This is a genomic window from Photobacterium sp. AWH4_225, assembly GCF_056158405.1.
This window is the reverse complement of record NZ_JBSWTF010000004.1, coordinates 1791730-1813444: the sequence shown is the minus strand read 5'-3', so window position 1 is coordinate 1813444 and position 21715 is coordinate 1791730. Positions and strand designations below refer to the sequence as shown.

At 50.0% G+C, this 21715-nt stretch carries 8 protein-coding genes; 2 read left to right on the top strand and 6 right to left on the bottom strand.

Annotated elements, in window-relative coordinates; translation table 11 throughout:
- Positions 1-8 precede the first annotated feature (8 nt).
- Positions 9-971, top strand: coding sequence for a YhfZ family protein (locus ACXAD4_RS25260; RefSeq protein ID WP_475244779.1), 963 nt, complete (start codon positions 9-11; stop codon positions 969-971).
- Between the two features lie 119 nt (positions 972-1090).
- Here ACXAD4_RS25260 and ACXAD4_RS25255 read toward each other — a convergent pair whose 3' ends face one another.
- From ACXAD4_RS25255 to ACXAD4_RS25240, 4 genes are all read right to left on the bottom strand, one after another.
- Positions 1091-2800 (bottom strand): glycerol-3-phosphate dehydrogenase/oxidase, encoded by a 1710-nt coding sequence (locus ACXAD4_RS25255; protein WP_475244778.1) that lies wholly within the window; start codon positions 2798-2800, stop codon positions 1091-1093.
- Positions 2800-4290 carry an FGGY family carbohydrate kinase gene (locus tag ACXAD4_RS25250; RefSeq protein ID WP_475244777.1) on the bottom strand — a complete coding sequence of 497 codons (1491 nt, stop codon included), beginning with the start codon at positions 4288-4290 and terminating at the stop codon, positions 2800-2802. The genes ACXAD4_RS25255 and ACXAD4_RS25250 overlap by 1 nt, the downstream gene beginning before the upstream one ends.
- 19 nt (positions 4291-4309) lie before the next feature.
- Entirely contained in the window at positions 4310-5257 is a 948-nt protein-coding gene (locus tag ACXAD4_RS25245; protein WP_475244776.1) for a DUF7973 family transport facilitator, read from the bottom strand.
- Between the two features lie 129 nt (positions 5258-5386).
- Positions 5387-6787, bottom strand: coding sequence for an FAD-binding oxidoreductase (locus ACXAD4_RS25240; RefSeq protein ID WP_475244775.1), 1401 nt, complete (start codon positions 6785-6787; stop codon positions 5387-5389).
- A 262-nt stretch (positions 6788-7049) separates the two neighbouring features.
- On the opposite strand from ACXAD4_RS25240, the gene glcF reads away from it, so the two are divergent.
- Complete coding sequence (gene glcF, locus ACXAD4_RS25235) at positions 7050-8318, top strand: glycolate oxidase subunit GlcF (RefSeq protein WP_475244774.1); 1269 nt, start codon at positions 7050-7052, stop codon at positions 8316-8318.
- A 77-nt stretch (positions 8319-8395) separates the two neighbouring features.
- Here the strand turns inward: glcF and trpB are convergent, their stop codons facing one another.
- Positions 8396-9619, bottom strand: a complete 1224-nt coding sequence (trpB, locus tag ACXAD4_RS25230) for a tryptophan synthase subunit beta (RefSeq protein WP_475244773.1) — start codon at positions 9617-9619, stop codon at positions 8396-8398.
- 125 nt (positions 9620-9744) lie between these two features.
- Complete coding sequence (locus tag ACXAD4_RS25225) at positions 9745-21519, bottom strand: retention module-containing protein (protein ID WP_475244772.1); 11775 nt, start codon at positions 21517-21519, stop codon at positions 9745-9747.
- Positions 21520-21715: the final 196 nt, after the last annotated feature.

Below are 21715 nucleotides of genomic sequence, written 5' to 3'. Positions count from 1 at the left end.
GGTTATTTATGTCCAATACCCGACCTTCTGCTTTTGCAGATGACCAAGCCATACTAAATGCCAAGCGCCATATTGTGATCCATGCCTTAAGGTCAGGCTTGGGCAGTAAGCTACTCACAAACACACAGTTCCACGAACGATATGGTATCGTCGCTGGCACCATGCAGCGTGCCCTAAAACAATTGAAAGACGCAATGGCACTCTCGACCCAATCCAGAGGCCATATGGGCCGTATCGTTACCCACATTGATACCGGGCTATGTTGGAACATCGCGAAGTTAGCCCCTGTTCAGCTGATAATGCCTAGTAGTGGTTCAATAGAGATCGATATTCTCATTCGCCATATTACGAATAAGCTCAGTAAGCTCAATATCCCCTACTTTATTGAACACCAGCCAGGCGGGGAGCATCGTATTTCTCAGGTTTTATCAGGGGATTATGACATCGCTTTAGTGTCTCTTGGTGCCGCACAAAATATGCCAGACCCTATTGATGAGAACCACATTAAAGTATTGGCAGCTGATACCTATTACTCAATTAACCGTCTCATCGCTGTCTCCGCTAAAGACAACCATAACCCGACACGTGTGGCTATCGACAATAACTCTTCTGACCATGTCCGCTTAACAAAAATTGAATTTCCCCAAGCCGAAGGGTTTGAATACGTTGAAACCGACTTTCGTCAGATCCCTGCAAGGATATTGAATAAAGAAGCCGATATTGGTCTTTGGCATATGACCTCAAGCCCCGTTTCGTTAGAGCATGCCGGGCTTTGTGCAAAATTGCTGTCAAAGCCAGAATCTATTGCCTCCCACCAAGAGTTATCTGCGGCGACACTGGTGGTTAACCCCCACAGGCCAGAGCTATTCGCATTGCTCAATGAAATCAATAACGAGGAAATTGTTCAAAGCTTAGGAAAAGCCTTCCAGCAAGAAGATCCATACCGTAAAGCCTTTAACAAGATTGGATAATGATTGGATAATGAATAGCTTAATAGACTGACGTAATGACTACCTAGCGAACAAAAAAACAGCCTAGACAGTGGTCATCTAGGCTGGGAACTATAATAACGCACAAAAATCTGTAATGGTTAATCGTATACAGGTTGAGCTATACCCTGGGGTTCATTGGCTGGCTTAGGAACAGCTTTTGGACGATGCTTTCTCACCAAGTCATAGTAACTGTCAATTTGAGAGAGCTTTTCTTCCTCCGTCCAATTCAGTAACCCTTGCATCTCCTGGGCGATGAGGCCTATTTGTTCAAGCCCCCCATCCTTATCCCAGAAGAAAGCGGAAGTCCTGCGAACCAACAGGTCTTTCAATGAACAAGCCGCCTCTTCCTGCACACAATAATGAACTTCAGCGGCCGTCAAATCCCGGGCTCCCAGTGCTTGTTGATATTGAGCTCCTTTGTCCCAATATTTAGCAATAAGGATACTATTGTGGCCATACCGAGACGCCCATGCCTGTGCTAGCCGATATGGCACACCACCAGCTTGCAATTTGGCGACTACCTCATTGGCGACATACTTCACCTTACCCGCGCTATTTGCTTGCGAGGGTTCACATGCTCCCGAGATAGGGATCTTGCTTGCCCGGTATGGCAAGAGATCTGGCCTTAGGTATTTGTTCTGATCTTGCTTGACCACTTTATCCAGCAGCTGTTTTGCCATCACCCTATTGCTGGTCAGCTTACCGCCAACGATGGAATATACCCCAGAATCACTGCGTAATATCTGATGCTCCCGGGGCGTTTTACTGTTGTTCACATCTTCGGCAGGGGCAATCAACGGCCTTAAGCCCGCCCAAGAACCAACAATATGATCTTCTGTGAGCTTTTTGTTGGGCATTAAATGATTAGCCACATTCAAAAGGTATTGGATATCTTCCTTTTCTGGATGGACATTATTCAGGTCGCCTTCATAAGTAGTATCCGTGGTGCCAATAAACACCCGGTCATCCTGCATGGAAGGTATTGGCCAGACTGTTCGGCCATCATCCGGCGAACGCATAAAGACAGCGGATTGCAACGGGAAGTCCTGCTTTCTCAATACAATATGAACGCCTTTGGTCGGGCGTAATACTTTTGAGCAGCTCTGTTCAAAGCGCAGGATGTTATCGCTCCAAGGCCCTGTAGAGTTAATCACATAATGCCCGCGTATTACCCCTTGCTGACTTGTTAGCTTATCGACAACTTTGACCCCATTACATTGGTTGTCATTGAATGTCAGCCCCGTCACCTCGCAATGGTTAATAACTTGGGCACCATGCTCTGCAGCCCCTTTGACCGTATCTAAAGTTACCCTGGCGTCATCGGTCGATACGTCGTAGAACATTGCAGCGCCACGCAACCCCTCTTGCCTAAATTCTGGCTGGCGAGCTAACACCTGCTCTTTGCTTAACATTTTATGGCGCCGTTTGTTCCAGCTACCCGAAACAAAGTCGTAGAAGGTCAACCCGAGGTTCAGCAACCATTTCTTATCAGGCGTACCTTCATAGAACATGTATAGGAATGGTTGTACCTTGGTAAGGTGAGGCGCCAGCTTCAGCGCCATTTCACGTTCCCGGACTGATTCGGCAACTAAGCCAAACTGGTAAGTCTCCAAATAGCGCAAGCCGCCATGGATTAATTTTGAGGATCGACTTGATGTCCCTGAGGCAAAATCCTCTTTCTCCACCAACACAACCTTCAATCCACGCAGTGCTGCATCCCTTGCAGTGGCAGCGCCTGTAATACCGCCACCAATCACAACAAGATCGAAAACGGTACTCGATAGATCATGTAACGTCGCTCTTTTCATCACTTGCTCCATCCCTGTGCACGCTGAACAGCCCGGTTCCACATTTGGTATTGTTTCTCCCGTGTTGCTTTATCAACTTGGGGGACAAAGGTCTGCTTATTCCTGCCGATAGAAAAAGCCTCATCTTCGCTTTTCCAAACGCCTGCACCAAGCCCAGCCATCAAAGCCGCTCCTAAGCTGGTCGCTTCCACATTGCGCGGACGTATCACTGTGACGCCCAGTTGATCGGCCTGGAACTGTACCAGCAGGTCATTTTTCGCGGCGCCACCATCAACCGACATTTGCGTGATATCAAAGCCTGATATCGACTGCATGGCATTAATGAAATCACGAATAGAGTAAACAATGCCTTCAAGCGTTGCCCTGACAACATGGCCGCGGGTTGTGCCCGGCGTGATACCAAACATCGTTCCCCGGGCATAGGGATCCCAGTAAGGCGCAGATAAACCAGTCAGCGCAGGGACAAAATAGACACCGCCATTATCATCGACTTTGGACGCTACCGATTGCGATTCCGCTGATGAGTCAATGATTTGCAAACCATCACGCAGCCACTGGACGGCAGAGCCGGTACATCCCGCATAACCTTCCAGCGCATAATGGGTTCTTCCGTTCTTCCGCCACGCAATCTGGCAGCAAATGCCACTATTAACATCAATGACTGGCTTATCGCCAACTAACATATCAAGGAAAGTACCTGTGCCATGGGTGCACTTGATCATACCTGCCTTAGTACAACCCTGGGCAAACAGCGCTGAATGCTGGTCAGCAATAATGCCAGAAATAGGAACACTTCCGCCGACAACTCGCTCATCAGTTAAACCCACAACCGCAGAGTCATCGCAGACCTCCGGGAACATCGATAGCGGGATATTCAATTCCTCGAGCCATTCTTCATACCATTGCTCCTGGGTTAGGTCATAAGATCCTGTCACAGAGGCATTCGAAGCACTGATCACATGCTTTTCGCTGCCAGTCAGGCAATATACCAACCATGAGTCTATTGTCCCGAACGCTAACTCTCCCGCCTCGGCGCGCTCCCTGATGCCTTCAACATTGTCCATCATCCACTCTAAACTGAGGGAAGAATAAACAGGGGCTAGTGCCCAACCTGTCCGGCTATATACTTTTTCTCCCCATTGCTCCGCGAGTTCCTGAACCCGTCCTGCGGTTCTCGTGTCCTGCCAAACGATCGCCCTTGTCACCGGCTCTCCAGTATTGCGATCCCAAACTACTGTTGTCGCCCGTTGGTTAGTGATCCCCACACAAGAGATATCATTCATCTGCAGTGAAATATGTTTGAGGGCTTGGGCTATCATCGCTTTTGCCGCTAACCAAATTTCAATGGCATCCTGCTCGACGCGATCAGGCTCAGGGTGATAGTTGGGAAATTCCGTATACGCCTGCGACAGGATCTGGCTCTGCTCATTGTAAATTAGGGCTCGAATACCTGTTGTCCCAGCATCAATTACCAAAATATATTTGCTCATGACTCACTCCTTGTATTCACTACTTACTAACGACCAGAGAAATTAGGATCAGCGCTGTTGTCATCGGCCATATTGCACTTGCCGGTGGGTCGATATGGGTATCAGCCCGGATTAACCAGAAACGTGCGAACAGTTGGCCGAGTACTGAAGCAAATAACCCAGAAACGGCACCGATAATGACGAGAAGGACATCACTTTCCACCACGCCAATAAACAACGAGACAGCCACTGCACTCACTAGGGTAATATGATGGGTTGCCGGAACAAGGACATTCATCGCTAAAAAGAGGAGGGATATCGCAGAAATGGCAAAGCCTAAGAAAATAACCCCGGGAGCTTCCGGATAAGCCTTTAATAATTCCAGTGCCGACCATGCCGACATCGCGCCCACGAACGCCCCCAGTATGATTGTCATCGGGAAAGTATCTTGGTAAGCAAGCCACGAATGCTGTTCTGAAGTTTTAAAGCGGTCTAACCCATGCTTACCCTCACAGTGCTGACCTATAATCCCGCACTTACTGAACATCAAACGTGCCGCTATCGCAGATAATACGACGGTTAAGGCGACTGAATCGGTATTAGCCCCAATACCTTCTATACCCGCAAGGATAGATTGGACCAAATACCCTCCGAGGCCAAAAGCACCACCGACCATCAACACGCTCGGCCTGCTGAGGCTAACCAATGGCGTAACGATATCTCGGCCATTTGCCAGCCAACCTTTGTGTGATGCATAAGCAGCTGCTGCAACACCACCAGCAAAAGAAATATGGGGCCCGAATACTGGCCCAAGCCCAATTAAATCAAGGAATGCGGAATCACCACTGCCGATAATAATGGCAATACCGACAATAATCGCGATCCCCGTAAAAACAAATGCCACCAAGCCGCCAAAAACGGCGCCTAAAAAACCTCCGGCGAACGATCCGAGTAAACCCATGACACTGATATTGAATAAGCTATCCATCTTTCATGTCCTTTTTTAGTTGTGTAGGGTGAGCCTCATAGGCTTATCTTCTCTGTCTTTTTTCAGCCAAGGCTCATTAGAGGGCCGGCAGGCATCCTTATCTACCTGCCGGTTTGTAACTGGTAAACATCAATCAAGACCCAATTTCCCTGGGTTGAGAATCGCATTTGGATCAAGCGCAGCTTTCAACTTACGCAAGATGAGGTGAGCTTCGCCAATTGAGCGGCGGCTGTATGGAGAGCGGGCTAAACCACCGCCATGGTGATGTGAGAGTTCTGCACCATGCTTGATGCACACTTCCATTGTGGTTTTCCAAATTTCTTCCAGCCGAGCGACTGCAGCTTCATTATCCGCTTCCTGACCAAGCAGAATGACGTACATAGACGTCCCCTGGTTGTAGATATGCGAGAAATGGGAAATAACCTCATTGGCTAACGGTGAGAGAGCTTGCTTTAAGTCTGCCCATAATGGATGGATGGAGTCCCAGTTGTGGGCAATCTCGATGGTTTCACCAAAGCCCCCTTTTGTCGCCAGCAAATTCTCAACGGTTGAAAAATCAAAACGACGATCCATCCAGCCAAGCGTGCCTTCGGGGCCGATCGCCTTACCACCATGCTTTTCAGCTAACTGGTGCAGGACACTTTGCTCAGCATCAACCATGGTCGACAATCCCCGGCTTCCTAGGAACAATACTGGAGAGTCGAAACTTTTATCCTGCATGGCATGCTTTGCTTCCTCGGTATCATAAAAACGAACCAGGAAAGGTTTCAGGTTTGACGCTGTGATTTCCCGCATCAGGGCCAAACCGTCTTTGACCGTCGGTATGGCGTAGGTCATGAAGGCTTCAGCTTCCATTTGCGGGAACACTTTTAGGGTCACTGAGGTAATGACGCCTAATGTGCCTTCTGAACCTAGAAAGATCTGGCGTAAATCCGGTCCCATCGCCGCCCGTGGATTAGCTTTAAGTGACATTTTTTCACCCGTTGCCAAAATCACCTCATAGCCAACGACCAAGTCCTCAATGCCACCGTAAAGGGAAGAAAACTGCCCAGTTGCTAAGGTTGCCAACCACCCGCCAACCGTTGAACGATACAGTGACTGGGGAGAATGGCCTAGTGTCCACCCTTGTTTTTGAAGTAAATCCTCGAGATCCCCACCATTTTGGCTACAAGTCGCGGTAACCGTCATGTTCTCCTCATTGAGGCTGAACTTACTGGGGATCTCTGAAATATCCAAGACGATCCCACCTTTAGTTGGCAGGGGCTGTCCAGTTACCGACGAAGCCAAAGCCCTTACGGTCACTGGCACTTTGTCCTCATTGGCCAGTGCCAGCACTTGGCAGATATCGTCATCACTTTGAGCTTTGACAACAATGTCAGCCATATTTGGGTGCTTATCTAGCAAATTGAGTTTGGTCATCAATGGCCAGGTATCATGGCTGCTAGCCTCAAGGTCTTGCTTCAATGTCGATACTTTCGCTGAACCTAATGCTTTTTCGAGCTTCTTTTCAATTAACGGATAATCCAACATAGCCCCTCACTTAACTCATCATCTGGGTATTCACGGTTAGGTATGAGTCTCTGGTTCACTCTCTTTGACTCAATAATCATAATTTGGAGTATTCAATAAATTGACTATTGATCTATAACTATTTAAAGTCAAAGTGAACTTTCTAAAGTGAGATACATTGCACGTTATTGTTTACAAATTGACCAAGGCGAGGATTTAGGCGCTTGTTGGCAAATGTTCAGAAGTGAAGTGTTCAGAAGTGAAGTGTTCAGAAGGGAATCGCATGCTTACAGATCTTGATCATAAGTTCAGCCAATCACAACCAGCCCTTGACGCTGCAGCGATTATCAAGCGTTGTGTCCACCGCGGCTTTTGCAATGCAACATGTCCAACATTCATTGAGTCTGGCATCCAAAGCCGTGGGCCGAGGGGGAGGATTTATTTAATTCGAGATTATTTGCAGGGAAAAACGCTAACAGTAGAGCAACGCAAAGACCTAGACTTATGCGTCGCTTGCCGAAGTTGTGAAACCACCTGCCCCGCAGGTATCGAATTCGGCCAACTGATCCACATTGCCCGTAGCATGCTTGAAGATGAATATCCCCGCCCTTGGAAGGAACGGGCGTTACGCTGGGCGATAAAGCAGGTTCTCCCCTACCCAAATCGATTTTCATTGGCACTCTCTATCGGCCAACGATTAAAGCCTATTTTGCCTAACCCTATCGCGATAAAAATCCCACCAACAAACAGCAACAGCAACAGCAAACCACAGGTACCCGTCGCGGTTAAGGAAGATCAATTACCCAAACCGGTTAATAAGCACAGGTTCGTGATCTTACTCACTGGCTGTGCGCAAGATGTAGTGCAGCCTGCCACCAACCAAGCCGCCATGGATTTACTGTCGGCTTTGGGGATTGATACCCAGCAGCACCCTGCCGCACAATGCTGTGGAGCCATTCATGCCAGCCTTTGCGATAACAAAAAAGCACAGCAACGCATGAAAACGAATATCGATGCATGGTGGCCATTGATTGAGCAAGGGGCGGAAGCCATTATTTCAATGTCTTCGAGTTGCGAGCTTATGGTGAGGGAATACGTCAAACACCTCGCTGACGACACAGAATATGCCGAGAAAGCCAGTGTTGTGAGCAAGCTTACGAAGAATATCGGTGAAATTATCCTGACAGAAGACGAGCAGCTTTCACACTTCACGCTAAATGGGGAGTACAAAAACTTAGCCTTACATACACCCTGCTCACTAAGGAATGGCCTACGCAAAGATGAAATCCCCAAGCAAATCCTCAGCCAACTTGGCGCAACATTCTCTGCTATAGAAGACAATAAAATCTGTTGTGGATCAGGCGGTACCTATTCTTTGCTACAACCAGAGTCCAGTCTTCAGTTAAGAAATAACAAAATTAAAGCGCTAACCATTAACCATCCATCACAGATAGTCACTGCTAACCTAAGCTGCCAATTGCACATTGGTTCGGGCTCAACACTGTCAATCTCGCACTGGATAGAGTTGCTCAAGGTGAGAAAAAACACCTGAAGGCATTAATTAATTAATAGGAAAAGCCAGCAAGTCTAACTTACTGGCTTTCCATTTTATTCCAGATTTGAATCGAATTAGATCAGTGACTCAATGCCATAGTCTTTGCCGTAGTGCTCAACCACAAAGTCGATATCTTTATCGCCGCGGCCAGAGAGGTTAATCAAAATTGACCCGGTTTCACCCTGTTTGGCGATTTTCAGGGCATAGGCCAAGGCATGGGCTGACTCAATCGCTGGGATAATCCCCTCGCAGCGTGATAGCTCAAAGAAAGCATCTATCGCTTCCTGATCATCCGCGGTACCGTAGTTAACCCGGCCAATATCTTTAAGGTAGCTATGTTGCGGTCCAACCGACGGATAATCCAAGCCACTAGCAACTGAGTAGACTTCCTGAGGCTCGCCCTTCTCGTCTTTTAGCATGTAAGACTTAAAGCCATGCATAATACCCGGCTCACCCAACGACAAGGTTGCCGCATGCTCACCGACTTCATCCATAGAACGGCCTGCTGGCTCGACCCCGTGAATAGCCACATTCTGATCGTCCAAGAACGCAGTAAATAGCCCCATCGCATTTGACCCGCCGCCGACGCAAGCCACAAGGTTGTTAGGCAGGTTTCCGGTCATCTCCTTGAACTGAACGCGCGCTTCATTTCCGATGATCGACTGGAAATCACGCACCATCATAGGGAATGGGTGCGGGCCGACTACAGAGCCGATAGCATATAGCTGGTTAATAGGATCTTTGAGGTAAGCTTCAAACGCAGCATCCACTGCTTCTTTGAGTGTTTTACGGCCATGGGTTGCCGGGATCACATTGGCACCAAGGATACGCATCCGAACGACATTCGGGTGCTCCTTGGCGATATCCACTTCACCCATGTAGATATCACACTCCAAGCCAACCAGTGCCGCTGCAGTTGCCAATGCCACACCGTGCTGACCCGCGCCGGTTTCTGCAATCAGCTTCTTCTTGCCCATCTTCTTGGCAACAAGAGCTTCACCCAAGCAGTGGTTGATTTTGTGGGCACCGGTATGGTTGAGATCTTCACGCTTTAGGTAAATCGGCGCACCATATTTCGCCGATAAGTTCTCGGCATGGAAGATTGGGCTCGGACGCCCGACAAAATGCTTGTAAAGACGCGCCAATTCTTCTTGGAAGGCGGGATCCTTGCGGCACTCATCATAGGCTGCCGTGATCTCCTCCATCACTTTTTGCAGCTCTTCGGGAATAAAGCTGCCGCCATATTCACCAAAATAACCTTGAGCATTAGGTAAAGCGTGATCAAACGAGTTCTTCATGGCTTCCTTGTCCTATTCAATGAGTACACTCAGCCATCATAAAGCGTTATATGCCATGGTTGAATAGTGATAAGATGAGTATTTAGCATAAGTGTGATCTTTACAGCTAGTTCGTGCCTTTCCACTCAATCCACAATAAACACTCCATTGTTGAACAGCTCATTGATGATTTCATTTGAAGTCGAGCCTGTCCCCAGCCCTAATGCCGACAAATCGATATTTTCCACAGCGATGTTCTGCTGAGTAGTTTCGCTTACCGCTACCGTTAAATTCACTGTCTCATCAGCATCGATACCGGCCGTGATGTTATTGAGCAGGCGGTCGAGATCCTCTTCGCCGTCATCCGGCAAGATCTCAGCAATATCAAGCTGGTCCAGGTTGATTTCGAAGTCTTTCACTGTATCGGTAAATGGCGTACCGGAAGTGGATATATCCCCAGACTGCCAGATGAAGACATCAGAGGCACCATCACCGTTGCCGTTGAGCTCACCGCCCCACAGTTCATCGTTCCCAGCACCGCCAAGTAGCTCATCGCCGCCACCCGCCCCCACTAAGATGTCATCTGCTAATCCTCCCAACAAACGTTCATTGGCATCGCTACCAACAACAAGGTTCTCACCATCGTTATCCCCCGCGCCAACTTCATTACCCGTGTTAGCGAGATCATCAATACGAACACCTATCAGCAATTCGGTCGATTCGGCCTCACTGCCATCGATTTCCTGCGAGATACCAACTAGGGTCAAGCTATTTGCCCCTTCGGAAAGATCTGCCACGAAAATATTGTCGAGCTCACTGCTTGCCACCCGCCAGCTACCATCACCATTATCAGTGCCGATTTCAGTACCAGCGCTATCAACCAACCTTCCGGCGCCAAGGTTGCGGACTTCAACAAAAAGGGCTTCATCGGCATCAGCGGGGATCACTACCAACCCCAGAAGGGGCACCAAAGTACCTAGTACAGCCCGCGTATCTGCTAGCTGAGGAACCGTTAACTCCAGTGTCGGTGGCTCAGGTTTAGGGGTAACCGTGACATTAATCGTAGAGATCGCCTGCTGCGGCCCACCCGCCCCCACATTGCCATTATCGTTGGCAACCACAGTGATCACGTCATCGCCTTTGAAATCAGGGTTACCGAGGTAGGTGATCCCAGCCGCTAAGGCAGCATTAATATCGGCAAGGCTGCCTTCCAAGGTGACAGCGGCACTGCTATTGTCAGTGATGGTGACACCAGCGGTTTCAACTGCCGTCAAGCTGCCATTGTTTGCCGAGACAGTCACTGTCATCACTCCACTACTACCCGCCTCGTCGAAGTCGATATCGGTGACGTTAAGGCCGTTAATCACTAACGGTGAATCTTCCTCCACAGTCTGATCCCCTGTGGTTGGAAGCTCTGGGGCATCATTAATGGGGTTCACCGTGATTGGAACGCTATCGCTATCTTGCAGCGGGCCGCCTGTACCGGTATTCCCTTGATCGTCAGTGGTCATGAGCAAACTGTCATCGCCATTGAAGTTGGCATCAGGCTGGTAGTTGATACCAGAAGAGAGCAAGGTGTTGATATCAGTGATTGAGCCTTCCAAAGTCATTGTCTGGCTGCCATCACCAGTAATCACCAAGCTGCCTATAGGCGCACCTGCGGGCAGGGACAATATGCCGTTATCCACTTCAAGCACTACGGACATGTTTCCTTCGCTGACTTCATCCACATCCACATCGGTTACTTGCAGGCTATTGATTAGCAGTACGTTATCTTCATCGACTTCAAGGCTGACTGGCACTTGGTTTACCGGCGCATCGTTAACGGCTTCGATATCTAGGTTAATCGTCACGAACTGGGCAATATCATCCGTTGCCACATCGGTTTGGTCTACCGCACGGATTTCCAAGTCCAGCTGGCCATTCCAATTGTCACTGTTGGCATCGCCAGGGATAAACACCAAGCGGTCTAAATCCGAGCTATCGACCGTGACCAGCCACACTCCGCTGCCCTGCTCCGTTACCGTGCCCGTTACCCCATCCGGCAGGGCAATTTGGCTTGAATCGGGTACGTTACTGATTTGGATCTGCAAGGTTTCAGGCGGGTTTTCCGACACATTTGTGCCTGTCCCGGTGTAGCTATCACTGTCATCAAACGCTTCAATATTGAGGACAAGGTCGATATTGTCGTCTTCGGTGCCTTCTGCGGTTGGGGGGACATCAATATCCACCCTATCAGCTATCGGATTCACGACGACAGTAAAGTTTGCCGTGTTTTCGACTGGCAGATCCAGGCTATCTTCCTTGGAAAAAACCACAATCCCTAGCTCAACCGAACCACTAAAGTCTTTCGGAGGAATAAGGCCAAGGCTACTCAAATCGAAAGAATCGCTACCCGGCGGAACAGCCACACTCCACTCTCCTCCACCGTTATTGTCTGCACCACTGATGATAAACCCTTCGGGCACATTAACGATTTTTAGTGACAAGATTGATTCAGAGTCATCAATATCGACGACATTACCGCTAATTCCGGCAAAGCTGATCGACCCGCTGTCCTCGTCGCCTTCAATCGGTGTTTCGATCCCAATAAAGTTAATCTCATCGTTGACCGCAATCACTTCGAAAGTAATGCTGCCGTCAAAACTGGCGGTATCAGTTTGAATCGTTGCCCCGGCCGTTTCGTCATACTCAGCGGTATCAACAAGCGTCACCGAGACATCGAGCGATACATCGCCACTGAAGTCCTGCGGCGGGACATATTGGATAGCACTGAGCTCGCTGCTGTCGGTAATGATCAGGCTAGTGACCTGCTCTCCCGCGGCATTGAGCAAGAAGCCACCGGAGCTACCCACGCTGATCACGGCTTGTTCGATGGTCTCAAGCCCTTCCAAGGTTGTCGTGCTGATATCGGCGACCGTGGCGGTGACATCCAAAATAATGGTGCCATCTTCGTAGGCTATGTCGGGATAGATAACCTCCGGCTCGCCGTCTTCAACAGGCTGGCGATCGGCATCGAGCCCCTGAGTTTCCACCACCGACACACCAATATCCGGCACACGCTCGTTGTCCCCTGTGCGTTCGGGAACATCAACAATCGGGTCTATCCGGACAGGTATCGTGTCGGTAACTTCGTTGAAATCACCACTTTCGGTGTCGGTGTTGACGTATTTCACATCCAACAGGAAGTCACCGGCAAAGTCCTGGGGAAGGTTCAATGTGATGCCAGACAGATCGACACTGCCATCGCCCTGCACGGGCACTTTGATCACATACTCACCAGTCACAAAGTTAAAGTCCATACCTGAAATCGTCGCGCCATCAGGCAAGCTCGCCGCGCTGATGACCAAGGAAAACTCATCATCACCCTGGTTCTCGCCAACTGTACTGAGGCTAACAATTTGGTTGAGGAAATTCCCTAGGTTCACCGCTGTATCTTCCTCACCCGTGACGATAATGCTGTCATCAACAACAATATCAGCCGCCAGTTGGTCGTTAAGCGCATTGCCTTGGAAATCAATCGTCAGCGTGCTGTTGACGATTTCAATGGCGCTAGGATTGACATCGTCGCTCTGATCTTGCACCTCGGCAGCAATCGCGACCACCACCTCACCCGTAAAGTCAGCGGGAGCGAGGATCTGGATATCCTCCAAACTGCCTTGAGGAACAGTCCAACTGCCATCACCGTTGTTAATACCACCAATAACGACAAAATCGGCTTCAGGATCGGGAAAGGTGATCACTATCGATAGAATGATCTCATCACTGCTAGGATCGAGATCTTCAAATACGATCTGGCCGTCAGAGTCAGGGCCACCTCCGAGATCCAAGCTACCGTCAATAGACACAATCGTATCGACAAAGTCCGTGGTGCCTGTCGGGATCACCCCTATCTCGGCATCCGGCTCAACGACAGCCTGTATGATAACGTCCAAAGTGCCATTGACCACTTGGACATCCGTTGCCGGGGAGTCGACATCGACTTCGGTAACAGTTACCTCAGTAGTAATCGCCGTTGCGCTAGTCAGATTCAAATCGGAATCTTCCGGAGCGAGCAGTTGCAGTTGAGCCCCGTTCAGCAACTGGGTCAACTGCGCTTCGGTTAAGGTGACTGATCCTGCGGCATCAACCGTTAATGATGTAATCGTGCCGCCATCATTGATCTGCAAGCCGTAACCCGCTTGGACATTATTCACCATCAAGCCGGTAATTTGCTCTTTGCTATCGGTCAGTACAGGTTGCCAGTTGAGGTTAATCGGCTCATCTTCCAGCCCGTTACTTTGCCTAACGTAGTCCTCGGCATCGACCACGGGCTCGATATGGATCACCAATTGGAACTCAAATTCACCTTGGTCACCATCGTTTTCTGTCACCACAATATTGGCATCGAGCACAATATCTTCTGTGCTGTTTTCCGGTGGGCGAATACTGATAGCAACCGGTTGGTCAGGGTCGCCAATGTCTTCCCCGGTCAGTTTCACTTCATAACGAGGGAGGCCATCGTCATCAAACCCCACAAAGACCAAGGTTTGTTCGTTGCCCTCAGCATCGAAAATCTGCGTTCCCTCAGGAATATTGGACACCACAAAGGTCAGGGTTTCGGATTCATCCAGCGGCGCATTGGCTATTTCACCCGAGACCAAGCTGAAATCGAGAACAGCATCGGTATCTTCATCAATCGTGGTTTCGATGCCGGGAACTTCGCCATCAACAATCTCTGTCCAGTTACTGCCACCGAGCTCAAATTCAGGTTCGTCAACCACACCGGTCAGTGTGACTTCAATGAACTGCTCGGGGGTGACCAATACGTCTTCGACAGTGTCGACCGTGCCATCTTCAAGGGTAATATCGACCACATCCTTAACGACCCCTTCCACTTTTATTTGAAAGTCGACATTACTTTCCGGCACCGGGATCAGCACGACCTGATCCAACTCCTCATAGAGAATTTCGTACACGCCGCTAGCATCGGGGGTCAGCACAGAGCCATTTTGTGACAACTGCGCGCCATCAGGTAGCTCTGAAATACGCACAAACAAGGTTTCAACCCCGAAATCATCATCGAGATCATCCAGTTCAGTCAGTTCAATAAGCGGAGCCAGAGCAATGGGCTCATCCTCAAGGGATTCAACCCGGCTCACTTTCAGTTGGGCATCATCGGCCACAGGCAGAACATTGATCAGGATTTCTTCGGTAATTTCTGCTGTTTCCGAGCCCGGTACAAAATGCCCAAGCTCGGTGCTTTGTGCAGTGAGATTCAAGCGAATATCGCCGCTGAAGTTATCGATAGGATCTATCTCTATGGTGTCGACTGCCGTGACTGGCACTTCAAACACCCCCGGCTCTACTTCAGTGATACCCTCACCAATGATCTGGGCTTGGCCTTCGGTAATTGTGATGAAATACGTCAACTCTTCAGAGCCATCGGTATCTTGCAGCAGTGCCTGGAATGATTCACTGAGGCTGATGTTATCGCCGTCCTCCTCACCGTCGCCGTAATAAAATACCGCGGTATCAGCAAAAGCCGGTTGATCGGCAATGCCCAGCACACTGATAGACAAGTTGCCATCTTGCAGCGGCTGATTAACCCCATCGCTGGTCACCACTTCGGCAGTCACAGTGAAGTCCAGCAAATTGTTTGGCTCAAACAGGGTGGAATAATCAGGCTCTGGCACAAAAGTGACGCCTTGCAGCTCAAACACGCCATCGCCATCAGGATCGACAAATGCAGCAGGATCGATCAGAACTTGCCCTCCGGCTGGCACAATCTCGACACCATTAAGAAAGAACTGGCCGTGGGGATCGGCGGGAAGAATGATAAACACATCGCCGATCTGCTCACCGCGATCCGCATCGCCGATGTCAATCGACATATTGATCGGGATCCCTGTGGTGGGATCACCCAAAGATTCATCAGGGTTACGCCCCTGATCTTCGACCCCTTCTGAAGGCTGCACCACCAAGGTCGGCTCTTCATCGGTAATGGTGATCGTCAACGTGTTTTGACTGATATCGTTATCACCATCAGTGACTTCAAAATCCACATTGGCAACAATCGGCTCCGCACCATGGTCGAGATCGGATAGCGAATTGAACAGCACTTGCCCTTCGGCAGTGATAAATAACTGGCCGAGCAGTTGGCCGTCTTGGTTGACATCAAAACTGAAGAAGCCCTGTGCATCCGGCGTGCCTGTCAGCTCTTGCCGCACACCGTCAATAATGACCGCAGTGACTTCGGCATCATCGGCCCCTTCTTCTAGCACCGTGAGTACATCCAGGGTTTCTGTCGATTCCCCCTCTTCTATAGATTGGAAGGCCGCATCTTGAGTTTGTGGGATGTCATCTTCAATCGTTACCGCAAACGTAACGGCAGCGCTAGCGTCGTCATCTTGGTCAATCGCAGTCGCCGAGAACGTAATCGTCAGCTCAGTGTCATTCTCAGGCTGAACATGATCCAGCGCGCCCAGCAAGGTAAAGCTATAGCTATCATCGGCTGCGGTGCCCGTTGCACTAAACGCCAAAATGAAGATAACCACACCGTTAACTTGGCCTTCGTAGGTATTGTTAGTGGCGTTGAACACCAAGGTAACCTGTTGCCCGCCTGCCGTTAGCGTTCCTGCATTGTCGGTATTAAACGCATTGACATCGACTTGGTAATTGACGATTTCATCCGAGCCAGAATCAATCGTGATGGTGCCCGTCGCCACCTGCCCATCGCCATCTGGGTTTGAGCCAGGGTGGAAATCGCCTCCTTCATCAATATCACTTTCCAGTACAGTCACCGAAGTAATGGTGTCAATTTCCGGATCGGTTCCGTCAGTAATAGTGGTCGTGATAAGTGCAGGGGTTATAAGGAAATCACCATCGGTATCTTGCACCTGAATTGGCAAGTCGAACACTATGGTATCGTCTTGCTGGCGAACCAAGCCGGTATTATCTGTACCATTGTGATCCAGCGGTTGCAGCTGAGTCACTGTAGTGGTGATATCAACCTGTTCGCCATCGGCGTTTTGCACCGTGGTGATCACCGCAGTCAGAACCGTCTCTCCCCCGGTACTCCCTCCACCAACCGCCAACGTCAGGGTTCCCGTGCCCGACTCCCAAGTCGCAGTAACCGGGAGTCCACCTGCGGTAATTTCTGCCTCTAGCTCTGCCAATAGCGTGGCTAGCTGAGCGGGATCAATATCAAGCGTATCAGGATCTAACCTATCGACTCCGGCGGCGATCGTGATCGCCGCCTCGCCAGAAACGGGGTAACCTTGTTCACCACCAGGATCGCTGTCATCGGGCTTCAGATCGCCCTCGGTGAAAGCAATTTGTGCCGTATTTCCGCCGGCAGGATCCGTTCCGTCTTCGATCGTTACCGTAATAGAGCCCAGTGCTGTGTCGTTGTCTCGATCTGTTACCTCTACCGCTAAATCCAGTGTAGCGAGATCTGAAGCATCAATTTGATCCAAAGGTTGCAACTGAGTGACACTGTAACCCCCATTGATATCAATCGAGATTGCCAGCACCACAATATTTGGGTCATCCGCCCTTACTAGCGTTATTTGATTGCCATCTACGCTAGATATCAGCTCAAAACCATTGCTGGTTAAGTTATCTAACGAAGGTTGTGTGGCAGAAAAAAGAACAGAGATGACATCATCGCTACCTTGAGTAACTTCAATATTACCCGTTCCTGAAGAGAGGCCGTCGTCACCTTCATTGAGAGCTAGACCAGAGTCATTGCCAAAGGCAGGATCATCACCATCTTCAATATTGATAGTGACAATACCGGTGTTGGTATCACCGTCATCATCGGTAACAAGCACATTTAACGGGAGTGATAGGGTGTCATCGACAAGGTGGTCGAGGTTGTTGTTGAGGGTGAGAGTGTAGTCACCTGTCGGTGTCATGACTACCGTAAACACAGCCTGCGGGGTGCCGTTAACATCAATGAAGGCATTGATAGTATCGCCACCGACCACTTCGAACTGTACCGGTAGGCCGTCGCTCAATAACCCCTCAAATGCAGGTTGCTCATCAGTAAAGTTAATCGATGCCACCGCATCACTGCCCACATCAACGCCAATTTGCCCCGGTGTCGGCGTGTTAATATCAGCGGTTTCGTTGACCGTAATACTGCTGCCTTCAGCCAATTCCGGTATTGGACCATCGGTAATGGAGGCCACCGCGCTGACCAATGTCGTTAGATTATCACCGTCGACATCTGTGGCTTGCAAGGGAAGGTTAACCGCTATCAGCTCTCCACTGACCGATACAAACCCCTCGCTGTTGCCATTTGTATTGTGATCCAACGGAGCCGATTGGGTCACCGTCATGGTCAGATCGACATCCTGGCCATTGGCGGACTGCACCGAGGTAAACACGATAGTGAGCACCGGTGTGCCATCACCCAAAACGCCAGCTAAAGTATTCGATGCCGCATCATAGCTGAACGTCAGTGCCCCGCCACCGCCAGAGGTCAGCTCGCTATTTAGTTCTGCGATAATCGCTGCAAGTTGGTCTGGATCAATCTGGACAGATTCCGGCACCAAGCGATCAGAGCCAGCAACAATCTCTTCCAGCTGCTGCTCGGTGAGCGGGTATTCGCTCGGGGCTTGGTTGGGTGGTGAAAGGTCGGGCTCAGTAAACTCAACCTCAATGGTGCCGCCACCCGCAGGGTCATCACCGTCATTAATAGTAATAGCAATTTGCCCCGGCGCCTGATCGCCATCGTTATCGGTGAGCACCACATCCAGCGGCACCACCAAGCTGTCACTGTCACTATGATCCAGTGTGCCGCTGAGCGTAGCCTCGAACTCGCCATCGTTGTTAATCGTTACCAGCAAAATGGTATTGCCCAGTGAGTCAACCAAGGTGATCTCGCTGCCAGTCGGCGTACCACCAACGACAAGGCTAACCGGATTGCCGTCGCTGGTGAAATCCAAGGCAGTTTGGGTATCGGCAAAAAGCAAAGAGGCAATATCATCACTACCTTTATCGATACTGATCTCACCTTCAACCACCTGGTTAGCGTCACTGGTTTCATCAAGGGTCACTCCAGCCTCGCCTCCCAAAGCCGGAAACTCACCATCGGTAATCGTCACCGAAACACTGGGGGGCTGAGAGAGATCGTCACCGTCAGTATCCGTTGCCATTAATGGCAAAGTCAGCACGATTTCTTCACCGCTACTGGTGATATAGGGAGAATCGAGAGTCGTATCAAGGTGATCAAGGGGCTGAAGTTGGGTCGTAATGACCGATACTGTTAGATCATCGCCATTGGCTGCCTGTACGCTGCTAATCGCAACCGTTAGCACCAAGCTATCACCAGTATCACCAGGCAGGCGGGCTTCGAGTAACCCGTTGGCCTCGTCATAGGTCACTGTCAACGCTTCGCCTGCCGAGCTCAGCACCGCTTGCAGGTCAGCAATCAGATCATCGCGCTGGGTCGGGTCTAGGGATATCGAACTCGGCTCCAATCTGTCTGCACCCGCAACGATATTCAACGTTGCCTCAACAGACCCAGGGTAATTGCTAGGTTCAAGATCAGGCTCAATCATTGCCACAGCAACACTTTCGCCACCAGCAGGATCGGAGCCATCATTGAGTGTCAGGACAATCTGGCTGTCGTCAGTATCGCCGTCGTCATCTGTTGCTCTTACATCGACAGTCAGAACCAACTGATTAGTATCAATCGGCTGGTCTAGCGAATCACTTTGTTCAAGCGTATAAGTACCATCGTTGGCAATGGTAACAGTAAGAATGGCTTCATTTTGGCTATTGAATATCTGCAGTTGGTTCTGATCAATTTGGTAACTAACTGGCTCACTATTGCTGGAAAAGCCTGCAATCAAATCCGCTAAATCAGTGCTATCAACAAACACCACGCTGGCAATGGCATCACTGCCGATATCTAACTCAATGGCACCGGTGGCAGTACTTACCTGATCCGGAGGGGTGTTATCAGGGTCGGTGATCACTGCGCCGGAATCAGCGCCAAAGGCGAGGATATCACCATCAACGATGGTGGTCGTGAGTATCGCTGGCGTGTCGAGGAAATCACCATCGGTATCATTGGCCTGAATAGGCACGGTCACGACGATTTGTTCCCCATTGACAGCAACGAAGCCACTACTATTTCCGCTAGAAAGGTGATCAAGCGGCAGTAATTGAACCAAATCGGCGGTAATGGTGATCCCCAGCCCATCGGCGCTTTGAACTGATGTCAGGGTCAAAGTAACAGCCACCTCGCCATCAGGCCTCACACCCGACAGCACATCCGTTGCATCGTCATAGGTGAAAGTAAGAGGTTCTCCGCCTGAACTCAGCTCTTGCCCTAATTCGCTGATCAGGTTATCGAGCTCTAATTCATCGATAGTGACGGTATCGGGATCCAAGCGGTCGACCCCCGGTGTGAGTTCAATGGTATCTTGCCCACTGCCCGGATAATTATTGGGTTGCAGATCGGGCTCGACAAAAGTGATTTCGCCGGTTTCTCCGCCAGGAGGGCTATTGCCGTCAATACTGATCAACACGACAGTACCGTCAGTGCTGTCGCCGTCAAAATCGGTCGCGGTAACAGCGACTTGCAGCACCAACTCGGCACGATTAAGCTCGTCAAATGGCTGCATCTGGTTAACGACGTAAGTACCATCGGTATTGATAGTAATAGTGAGTACCAAGACTCCCCGGCTATCCACCAACTCAAGCTGGTTGCCGTTGATCGATACCGTTGTCGCAAAGCCATTACTGGTAATACCTTCCAAGTCAGGCTGTTCAGCATCAAATACCACGCTGCTGATCTCGTCACTGCCTACGTCCAAGGGGACTTCCCCTTCTATATCAACGCCCAGTGAATCAGCCTCGTCGATGACAGTACCTGCATCAGAGCCAAATAGTGGGTTTTCCCCGTCAACAATGACAGAGCTCACCTGCAAGGGTATATCTAACGGGTTTCCTGCTAAATCAGCCCCCTGCAATGGCAATAGTACTGTTAGTGCATCATCGATATTGGTAACCCTGCCGCCACCTCCGTCTGCAATATGATCTACTGGCCGCTCAAGCAATGTTGAGACAGTGACCGTAACATCCCTACCACTCAATTCGGCCGATATTTGAAATGTCACGACCGTATTGCCATTGCTGGTACCAATAATCGCATTACTACCAGCATCGAAACTGAAAAGGACTGGCTGCCCAATGGAGGTAACTTCGGCATTGAGCTCAGACAGTAAATCAGCCAATTGCGCAGGGTCGAAGGTGAATGAATCAGGATCAAGCGGCAGCGAGCCAGCACTTACTATCACTTGAGTGGAAGACTCGGAAGGATAGGTATTCGGTACAAAGTCAGCTTCAGTAAGCAGCATGGAGCCCGATTGGCCGCCGGAAGCCGCAAACAAAGGCGATGTTTCATCTTCAGCAGTCTCCTCCCCTCGCTCAAACCGGGTATCAAATCCCGCTTCAGCCAAAGTTGAATCGCCATTGTAGTTGATAACGACAAAACCACCGTTTGCAGTTTCGTCACTGCTCCCCAATCCCCCGCTACCTCCAGTCGCTCCGCTGGAGATACCCGCCGCAGGAGGCGCTAAAATGTCGGTGGGATCAGCGCCGGCTAGTATTTGCTGCTGTATGTCCGCTAACTCTTGCTCGCTCAAACCAAGCTGGGCAAACGAAGCCTCATCAATAAACTGCCCCATCGGTTGGACTGTGTAGCCTGGCGGGAAAACCTCCAAACTAGTATCTGAGCCGCCTGCAGGCGCCACCAGTACGCAGGTTGGGCAAGGCCAATCGACAAACACTGGCTTGCCATTTTGCATGACCACGTATTGTGCGCTGTTGTCAGGGCTTTTTACACCTTCAGGGCCTACTTCAGCATTTTCGCCACTGGATTGTATCGGTTTAGAAGACGAGCCTATCGACGATGATTCAGCCATACACACTACTCTTGACTGGTGGGGGGAGGAATTTATTCCCTCAAGTCTAGTCTCGGATCCGAGTCAGCTTTCACAAACCCTAAACGGATCTCAGCTTTTAGAATTCCCAAAGTCGCTACGCCATGGCTCCTCGCCGTGCTCTATTATCTTGAGCAAGTGTCTGCTCTTACAAAAGCCATAAATAACAAACAAAGAG

Excerpts from the sequence above, each read along its gene's own strand:
- ACXAD4_RS25250 (WP_475244777.1), bottom strand. The coding sequence starts at position 4,290 with ATGAGCAAATATATTTTGGTAATTGATGCTGGGACAACAGGTATTCGA.
- ACXAD4_RS25225 (WP_475244772.1), bottom strand. The coding sequence starts at position 21,519 with ATGGCTGAATCATCGTCGATAGGCTCGTCTTCTAAACCGATACAATCC.
- ACXAD4_RS25240 (WP_475244775.1), bottom strand. The coding sequence starts at position 6,787 with ATGTTGGATTATCCGTTAATTGAAAAGAAGCTCGAAAAAGCATTAGGT.
- ACXAD4_RS25260 (WP_475244779.1), top strand. The coding sequence starts at position 9 with ATGTCCAATACCCGACCTTCTGCTTTTGCAGATGACCAAGCCATACTA.
- ACXAD4_RS25245 (WP_475244776.1), bottom strand. The coding sequence starts at position 5,257 with ATGGATAGCTTATTCAATATCAGTGTCATGGGTTTACTCGGATCGTTC.
- trpB (WP_475244773.1), bottom strand. The coding sequence starts at position 9,619 with ATGAAGAACTCGTTTGATCACGCTTTACCTAATGCTCAAGGTTATTTT.
- ACXAD4_RS25255 (WP_475244778.1), bottom strand. The coding sequence starts at position 2,800 with ATGAAAAGAGCGACGTTACATGATCTATCGAGTACCGTTTTCGATCTT.
- glcF (WP_475244774.1), top strand. The coding sequence starts at position 7,050 with ATGCTTACAGATCTTGATCATAAGTTCAGCCAATCACAACCAGCCCTT.